This window comes from Microvirga tunisiensis, assembly GCF_009296175.1.
Taxonomy (GTDB): Bacteria; Pseudomonadota; Alphaproteobacteria; order Rhizobiales; family Beijerinckiaceae; genus Microvirga; species Microvirga tunisiensis.
In genome coordinates, this window is sequence record NZ_VOSK01000301.1 from 1 (window position 1) to 7,454 (window position 7,454).

General features: G+C 60.7%; 6 protein-coding genes and 1 pseudogene. All 7 read right to left on the reverse strand.

What is annotated here, in order from left to right; all coding sequences use genetic code 11:
* Window positions 1–422: 422 nt before the first annotated feature.
* The 7 genes and pseudogenes from FS320_RS34535 to FS320_RS34560 all read right to left on the reverse strand — a co-directional run bounded on the left by FS320_RS34535 (window position 423) and on the right by FS320_RS34560 (window position 7,229).
* A complete protein-coding gene (locus FS320_RS34535) occupies window positions 423–2,321 on the reverse strand; it encodes a methyl-accepting chemotaxis protein (protein WP_162003434.1) in 1,899 nt (632 codons plus the stop codon).
* 448 nt (window positions 2,322–2,769) lie between these two features.
* Entirely contained in the window at window positions 2,770–3,504 is a 735-nt protein-coding gene (locus tag FS320_RS34540) for a bestrophin-like domain (protein ID WP_152716905.1), read from the reverse strand.
* A 264-nt stretch (window positions 3,505–3,768) separates the two neighbouring features.
* Window positions 3,769–4,446 carry a protein-L-isoaspartate(D-aspartate) O-methyltransferase gene (locus FS320_RS34545; RefSeq protein WP_152716906.1) on the reverse strand — a complete coding sequence of 226 codons (678 nt, stop codon included), beginning with the start codon at window positions 4,444–4,446 and terminating at the stop codon, window positions 3,769–3,771.
* A gap of 102 nt (window positions 4,447–4,548) precedes the next feature.
* Entirely contained in the window at window positions 4,549–4,884 is a 336-nt protein-coding gene (locus FS320_RS51040) for a cytochrome P450 (protein WP_420846813.1), read from the reverse strand.
* Window positions 4,885–4,943: 59 nt separating this feature from the next.
* Window positions 4,944–5,960: pseudogene (locus FS320_RS34550) on the reverse strand (cytochrome P450); the annotation flags it as partial.
* Between the two features lie 280 nt (window positions 5,961–6,240).
* Window positions 6,241–6,486 (reverse strand): hypothetical protein, encoded by a 246-nt coding sequence (locus FS320_RS34555; protein ID WP_152716907.1) that lies wholly within the window; start codon window positions 6,484–6,486, stop codon window positions 6,241–6,243.
* On the reverse strand, window positions 6,483–7,229 hold the full coding sequence (locus FS320_RS34560; protein WP_152716908.1) for a Crp/Fnr family transcriptional regulator: 747 nt from the start codon (window positions 7,227–7,229) through the stop codon (window positions 6,483–6,485). The genes FS320_RS34555 and FS320_RS34560 overlap by 4 nt, the downstream gene beginning before the upstream one ends.
* Between the last annotated feature and the right edge of the window lie 225 nt (window positions 7,230–7,454).

Sequence of the window (7,454 nt, forward strand, 5' to 3'; positions counted from 1 at the left end):
CGCTGGCTTGGGTGCATCGGCGCGGATCCCGCACCCGATCCGAAGCGCCCAAATCCCCATAGATGAGCGCGGCACTCGCGGCGCCCAACCGTTCCGCGGGTTCCTTCCCTGGAGGCTTCCGGACGCCGGCCCCGGTGCACGTGGTTGCGTCTGCGACGGGCCGGCATCCGAAACCCTACACAGAAGCTGCCCTTCAGGCTCGTCATGACCGGACCATTGCATCGATCCGATCTGAGGCTGCAAGTGCCTCACCCAGGCACTTCCTCGCGTCCGATCCATGCGGGGTCGAAGGTATCTGATCGTGGCCTGTGAACGAAAAAGGGCCGCTGTTTTCAGCGGCCCTCCCATGAGGTTGTTCTACAAAGTGAGCCGGAGCATGCGTGGGGCTGGCTCATTCCACTTTACTGCAACCCCCTCAACAGTTACGCGGCCTTCACGCCCCGGAGGAAGTTGGCGACCTCCTGACCAAGATCGTTGGAGTGGCGGGCGAGCTCCTGAGCGGCTCCCAGCACCTGGTTGGCCGCAGCCCCTGTCTCGCCGGCGCCCTGCTGCACGTCGCCGATGCTGCCGGTCACCGCTTCCGTGCCGCGCGCAGCCTCCTGCACGTTGCGGGCGATCTCGGCGGTCGCCGCGCCCTGCTCCTCCATGGCGGCGGCAATCGAGGTCGAGATCTGGCTCATCTCGGTGATCGTGCGGGCGATCTCCTGGATCGCCGAGACCGTCTGCTGCGTCGCCTGCTGCACCGAGCCGATCTGGGCCGAGATCTCCTCGGTCGCCTTGGCCGTCTGGCTCGCCAGCTCCTTGACCTCGGTGGCCACCACGGCAAAGCCCTTGCCGGCCTCGCCGGCGCGCGCCGCCTCGATGGTGGCGTTGAGCGCCAAGAGGTTGGTCTGGCCCGCAATGGTGTTGATCAGCTGCACCACGTTGCCGATGCGCTCAGCGCTGGCGGCGAGCTCCTGCACGGTGGCGCTGGTGCGATGGGTACCGGCCACGGCCTTCTCAGCTACTTGAGACGACTGGCTGACCTGGGAGGCGATCTCGCGGATCGAGATCGACAGCTCCTCGGTGGCGGCTGCCACCGTCTGCACGTTGGCAGAAGTTTGCTGGGCCGCCGACGAGACAGTGACCGACTGCTGCGTGGTCTGGCCGGCGATGGAGGTCATCGACTGCGCGGTGGCTTCCATCTCGGTGGCGGCCGAGGACAGCCCCTGCGTCAGGGCCGAGACGTTCAGCTCGAAGCGCTTTGTGAGCTGATCCAGAACCTCGGCACGGCGTGTCTTGGCATCAGCCTCATGGGCCGCGCGTGCATCGGCATCCTTCTTGGCGATCAAGGCATCCTTGAACACCTGAACGGCCGCCGCCATAGCCCCGATCTCATCCTTACGGGCGCTGCCGGGCACCTGGATGTTCAGATTGCCGTCGGCCAGTTGCTTCATGGCTCCGGTCATCTGGTTGATCGGGCGAGCAACGAGACGGTGGATCAAAACGCCGAGAAGGGCGAGCATCAGAGCCACGGCGCAGATCGTCGCGATGGCAGCCGACATCCGGAATGCGGCAAGGTTGGCATAAGCCTTGGCACTGTCGATGGACAGACCGACATACCACTTCACGGATGGTAGACCCGGAATCTCGCGGAACGTGACGATCTGCGCGTGCCCGTCCTGGATGGTTTCGCTGAGTTCGTTTGAGACCCGAGGCGCCTCGACCGGGTAGACCTCATTCAGTTTCTTGTTGATGAGATCCTTGTTGGGGTGAACGAGAATCTTGCCGTCGGCACTCATGAGGAAAGCTCTGCCCATGCCGCCGAGATCCATGGCACCGATCATCTGCACCAGAGCATCGAGATTCATGTCGGCGCCTGCAACTCCCACAAACGCACCGTTCTTCTGGACCGGGGTCGCCATCGACAGGATGAGCTTGTTGGTGGATGCATCGACGTAGGGTTCGGTCAGCGTGCTGGTGCCGGCAGCAACTGCATCCTTATACCAGGGACGCGTGCGTGGATCGTAGTCCTTTGGCATATCGGAAGGCGGCCACATGGTAAAACGGCCATCCTTTTCGCCAAGATAGGTCGATTGGAAGCTGTCGACGAAGACCTTCTGCTGCAGGAGCGACATAACCTGGGAGATCTCTCCGAAGTTGGCGACACCCTGAGCAACACTCTGGTTCAGGGCAACCCGTCCGCCGAGCCAGTTCCTGATGCCGTCGGAGGTCGCGGATCCGACATTGGCCAGATAACGCTCGATCTCGGAGCGTGTCGCCTGCCGCTGGAAGTAATCGTTGTAAAGCGAGAATGCAGAAAATGCTCCTACAACCGTCAATGCAGCAGCAAGCAAAATTCGCAGCATGAGAGATGAGCGACGGGAAGATGAACCAGGCTGTACAGAAGATAACACAGGATTGCCCCAGGAATATTTGTATATTGATTGTCATGCCGCTGGCATGAGTTCCCCAATCCTCATAAGAGCCAAAAATTAACGATGTTTATCCTTGATGAAATTGTTCCCTATCTAGGGAAGCGAAGCAGAATTCTGCACGCCAGCTGAAAGCATGCCCAGCGTCAGTTCCGAGTCAAATTTTCACGTTCCGGCCTTACAATGAACGTCGGCTCTCACGCACCAAAGCAGACCAAACCCGTATGTCTCAGGGGTGCCATTTTAGACCTTTGGGAGTGCACCGCGTCCAAGCTCAAAGCGGCTGTTCTCGGCCGCGCAATGCCCGTTGATATTCCGCTCGTCGGGAGCGTATGAGTCTTACCTGACAGCCGGCTTACTGAGCCAGAGTCATCTCGCGGATCGCGTTGACTATTGGGTCAGTCGACACCCGGATCAGTCCTCTGGTCGCCGTTTCCAACTCGAGCACCATGAACACGCCTCCTGAGATGGCCAGCGCACACAGCAGGAGAACGATGATGACCGTCGCATTGCCAGGCGCGAAAAGCCCAAAGCTGCCGAAGAGCAGAGCCAGCCAGAATATCAGCAGAATCACGAACGATGTTGGTAAGGACGTATTGGCCTTTTCAATGAGGAGCCATCGCGCGTCTGCGATACTGTCGAGCACCTTCAAGGCCTGGGCTTGGGCCTGCCGTTGATGGTTGTCGCCCGGCTGAAGGTCAAGAACTCGGCTCGTCAGCGCCTCGAATTTCATCAGTGACCGAGGGTCCAGGCTGGATGCATTACTCTCATCCGACAACTCTTCAGCCTTTGTTTCGGCATAGCTCCGCAGGAGATCGCGCACGTCTCCTGCTTCGGGGCCGTATTGGCGCAAGGCACGATCCAGCCGGATGATGTCGACGGCAAGCCTGTGAAGTGCATCTGTCTTGGCGTTAAACGACGAACTGGCACTGCTGATCAGGAGGCTCATGACGAGCGCGGCCAGCGTGCCGACCACCGCCATGGACACCGACACCGCCGTCCGGCTTTCGCTGCTGAGGTGCGTCTTGGGAAGGTGGCGCGCCAGCCAAAGACCGATGAGGGCACCAAATGCGATCGCGATGAAGGTCACGATGCCTATGACGGACTCCATGGGTAAGAGCTCCTCTTTCCAAGGCCATCGATGCTGACCACATAGGGCAACGGACGCGCAGCGTTGGACGATCGCTTGAGAACGGCTGCTTCTGAACGTCCGGTTACGTGAGGATTGCTGCCCTCAGGCTAACGTCTCAGGTGGGCCAGGAGACGACCTTCGGGTCGGGGCAAACACGATCAGCGCCCAATGTAAGACTGACACAATCGTATTTACGTCCCGGTGCGCACCCAACCAGTGGCCTCACGTGATCGTCTCAAGCCGGCCGAACCGGACAGGTAGGAGTTCCTGAACTCTCGTCTGGCCATTACCGTCCTTCTCAACGACCGTGAGACGCTGCATCTCTTCCGGACCCAATGGCATCACCAAGCGTCCGCCTGGCTTAAGTTGGTCGAGCAAGATGAGCGGAGCTTTATCAGCCGCAGCCGACACCAAGATCTTGTCGAAAGGGGCATGCTCGCGCCAGCCGCGGGATCCATCGCCCTCCCGAATTTCGATATTGGCATAGCCAAGTTGGCGAAGGAGATCCCGGGCGACGCTGGCGAACTCCTCCACAATCTCGACGCTCCAGACGCGGCCTGTCAGTTCCGCCAAAACCGCCGTCTGATACCCTAAGCCGGTTCCTACCTCGAGCACCTTCTCGTCTGGTCGCGGGGACAACAGATCGGTCATCAGCGCTACGATAAAAGGCTGCGAGATCGTCTTGTCGAAGCCGATGGGCAGAGGCGTGTCCTGATAGGCATAAGGCGCAAGAGGGACTGGGACAAAGAGGTGCCGAGGTACTTTCCGCATCGCGGCCATCACATGCTCATCCATTACGGCCTTGCCGATTTCATCGCTGGCAAGATCGGCATGGATAGCAATCAATTCGACCATATGCCGACGCAGGATTGCTAAATGGCTCTCGTTCATCGGCTTCATAACAGTCAGCTTTCATTGCACCACTTGAGATCGATCTGCCTGCACCCGGTTGACCACTCCGAAAGTGCTCAGGACGGGTGCTGGATCGGCCGAGTGGCGCGGCTAGTGCCTCGAGGTCTGCCCTGACTTGTCTTCTATGCCGACGGCTTCAATCGGTCGCGAGACCAGCCTGACCCAAACCCCACCGCCAGGACGGAGCGTGATGGAGGGCTTCGGCTGAACCGGCCGGTCCGGGTGCCATTCCAGCCGAAACTGTTGGGCCACGGTCGCGAGGATCAGCACCGCCTCCATCATGGCAAACCGGTTGCCGATACAGATGCGTGGTCCTCCACCGAACGGCATGTAAGCAAAGCGCGGCAGGTCTTTTGCCAGATTGCCCGCCCAGCGTTCAGGCCTGAAGGCGTGTGGGTCGTCGAACCAGCGCGGATCCCGGTGCATATCACCCAAGGGCTCACGTAGACCGTGGTGCCCGCCGGCACGTGGTACCCGCCAATCTCACAATCCGCCAGCGCCTGGCGGCCGATCGCATAGGCGGGTGGGTACAAACGCAGGACCTCGCTCACCACCTGTTCAGTGTAGCGAAGGCGAGGCAGATCATCGACGGTCGGGAACCGTCCTCCCAGGACACTATCCACTTCCACTGCAAGCTGCGCGTCCACAGCGGGGTGCAGCCCGAGGAGGTACCAGGCCCAGGAGAGGGTCAGGGCCGTGGTCTCATGCCCGGCGAGGAGCATGGTGATGGCCTCGTCCCGGATCTGGCGCTCATCCATGGGCTGGCCTGCCTCATCGCGGGCCAGCATCAATTGGGACAGGAGATCGTCACGATCCTCAAGCCTGTTCTGCCGATCAGCAATAATCCGAGCCACCAGCTGGTTCATCCGCTGGACACCGTGCCGGTAGCGGAGGTTGCCTGGCAGCGGAAGAGCATCGGGAAGCCAGAACGGGCGTCGGAACCGGACTGAGATCTGCTCCATGACCTCATCAATGGCCCGGCTGACTTCAGCCACATCCTGGCGCGTCTCCGCATCGAACAGAGTCTTGGCGGCGATCTGCAGGGTCAGTGCCATAGCCTCCTGGTGTACATCGAGAACCTGCCCAGGCTGCCATTGCTGGAGCATGCGTCCGGTGTATTGCACCATGGTGTCACCGTAGCGGCTCACCCGCGACGCCGCAAAAGCGGGCGCTGCCAGACGCCGCTGCTGGTGCCAGAACTTCCCCTCGCTGGTGAGCAGCCCCTGACCGAAGATCGCTTCGACATGGCGCCAGAAGAAGCGGTGCTTGATGAAGTTCTGGTGGTTTTTGACCAGGACATACTCCACTAAGTCAGGGTGATTGAGGAGCATGGCCGGCCATGCTGCCAACCGGAAGCTGACGACATCGCCGTAGTGGCGTGCACATTGCGTGAAGAACCCCAGAACGTCGCGTCCGAGATCGGGCAAACTTCCGAGGAACGGCAGGCCCTTCGGACCCGGAGCCCTGCGCGGCGTGGACCTGGGCGAGACGTGCGTGACCATGGCTCCTCCGCAGCGTCTGACACCGAGAGGATGAATGATCCAACTCCTCTGTCAACCTGAACGAGACTAATAGCTGCCACCCGGGATCGGCAGTGGAATGGGATTGCCCTTGGATGCGATCAAATGGGTCGGCTTCGTATCAGACACCGAGTTCCCCTGAGATTTCGGAACGTCTGGTTCGATGAGGACTGCTGTCGTCGAGCTTAGGTCTCAGGAGTGCCATTTCCTGACATTCCGGCTCCAAGAATTCCCGAGAAACGCTTATGGAATGCAAAGCCGCCTAGCGCCCTCTGGCGAGGCGCTGCCTGATACTCTCCTGGGCTGCGTCCAGATCGGCGTAAGTGGGATGACCCAACCCATCCAGCAGGCCGAACTTTGCTTCCAGATACCAATGCCCGGACACATCGCCATACTGGTCGCTGAGATGGGTCAGCACCGCCACCAACCGCTGGTCGTCATCGAAGACCAGCATGCCCTCTTCATCGCTGCCATTGCAAACCCGCACCGGCTGAAGGGTGAGGCTCATGCGGCGACCTCTTCACTCTCCAGATGAAGGTAGAGCGGGTCAAAGCCGGCGACCGCCTTCAACTTCTCCCAATCAGGAATGGTCACCTGCGTTCCCTTGCTTCGGATCAGGTCCTTAGCCCGAAGGTCCTGAAGCACCCGGTTGACATGGACGTTGCTGGTGCCAATCGCATCGGCCAGCTCGCCCTGGGTAAGCGGCAGATCGAAGGTGTCGTCCTCGGCAAGCCCCACCGCCTTCAGCTTCACCCGAAACTCGCACAGAAGATGAGCCATCCGGCTGAAGGCATCGCGGCGTCCGACATTGAGCACCCATTCCCGGAAGATCGAGGCATCGACCAGGGTCTCGCGCCAGAGAGCAGCGGTGATCCGGGGATAGCGGTCGCAAATGCGGCGCAGGTCCTCATGCTGGATGAACCCCACCGTGCAGGGGGTGACCGTGGCCAGACTGTTGTCCAGCACCTTCAGGTGCAGGCTTTGCAGGTCGGGCATGTCCCCGGGCACGTAGAAGGCTACGATCTGGCGCTTGCCCTCTGTGGTCAGCTTGTAGACGCAGGTGTAGCCCTCCACCAGCAGGCAGCACTGCGAGGGACTGTCGCCGATCCGCACGATGTCCTGATCGGCCTTGAGGAGTTGAAGCTGCACCGGCAGGTCGTGGAGCGCCTGCTTCTCCTCGGTGGACAGGCGGAAGATGCTCTCCAGCTTGCGGATCATCAGGGTATGTGGAGAGTGGGGACCTGCGGTCATTCTGAGGCTTCCTACGTGCAGCTCATGAATCTAGCCCCTGCTGACCTGTACCGCTAGCCCGACGCAGGCAAACCATGGTAACATTGGCAAAAGTCCGGGCTGAGCTGGCGGGTCGGGGTTCCGGCGCAGCGACAATTCTGATTCAATCCCCTGCATGTCACCGGCCCCGGATCTTGATGGCCTGTCGAACGCCGATCTGAAGCGGTTGGTGCTGGAGCTGTTGGG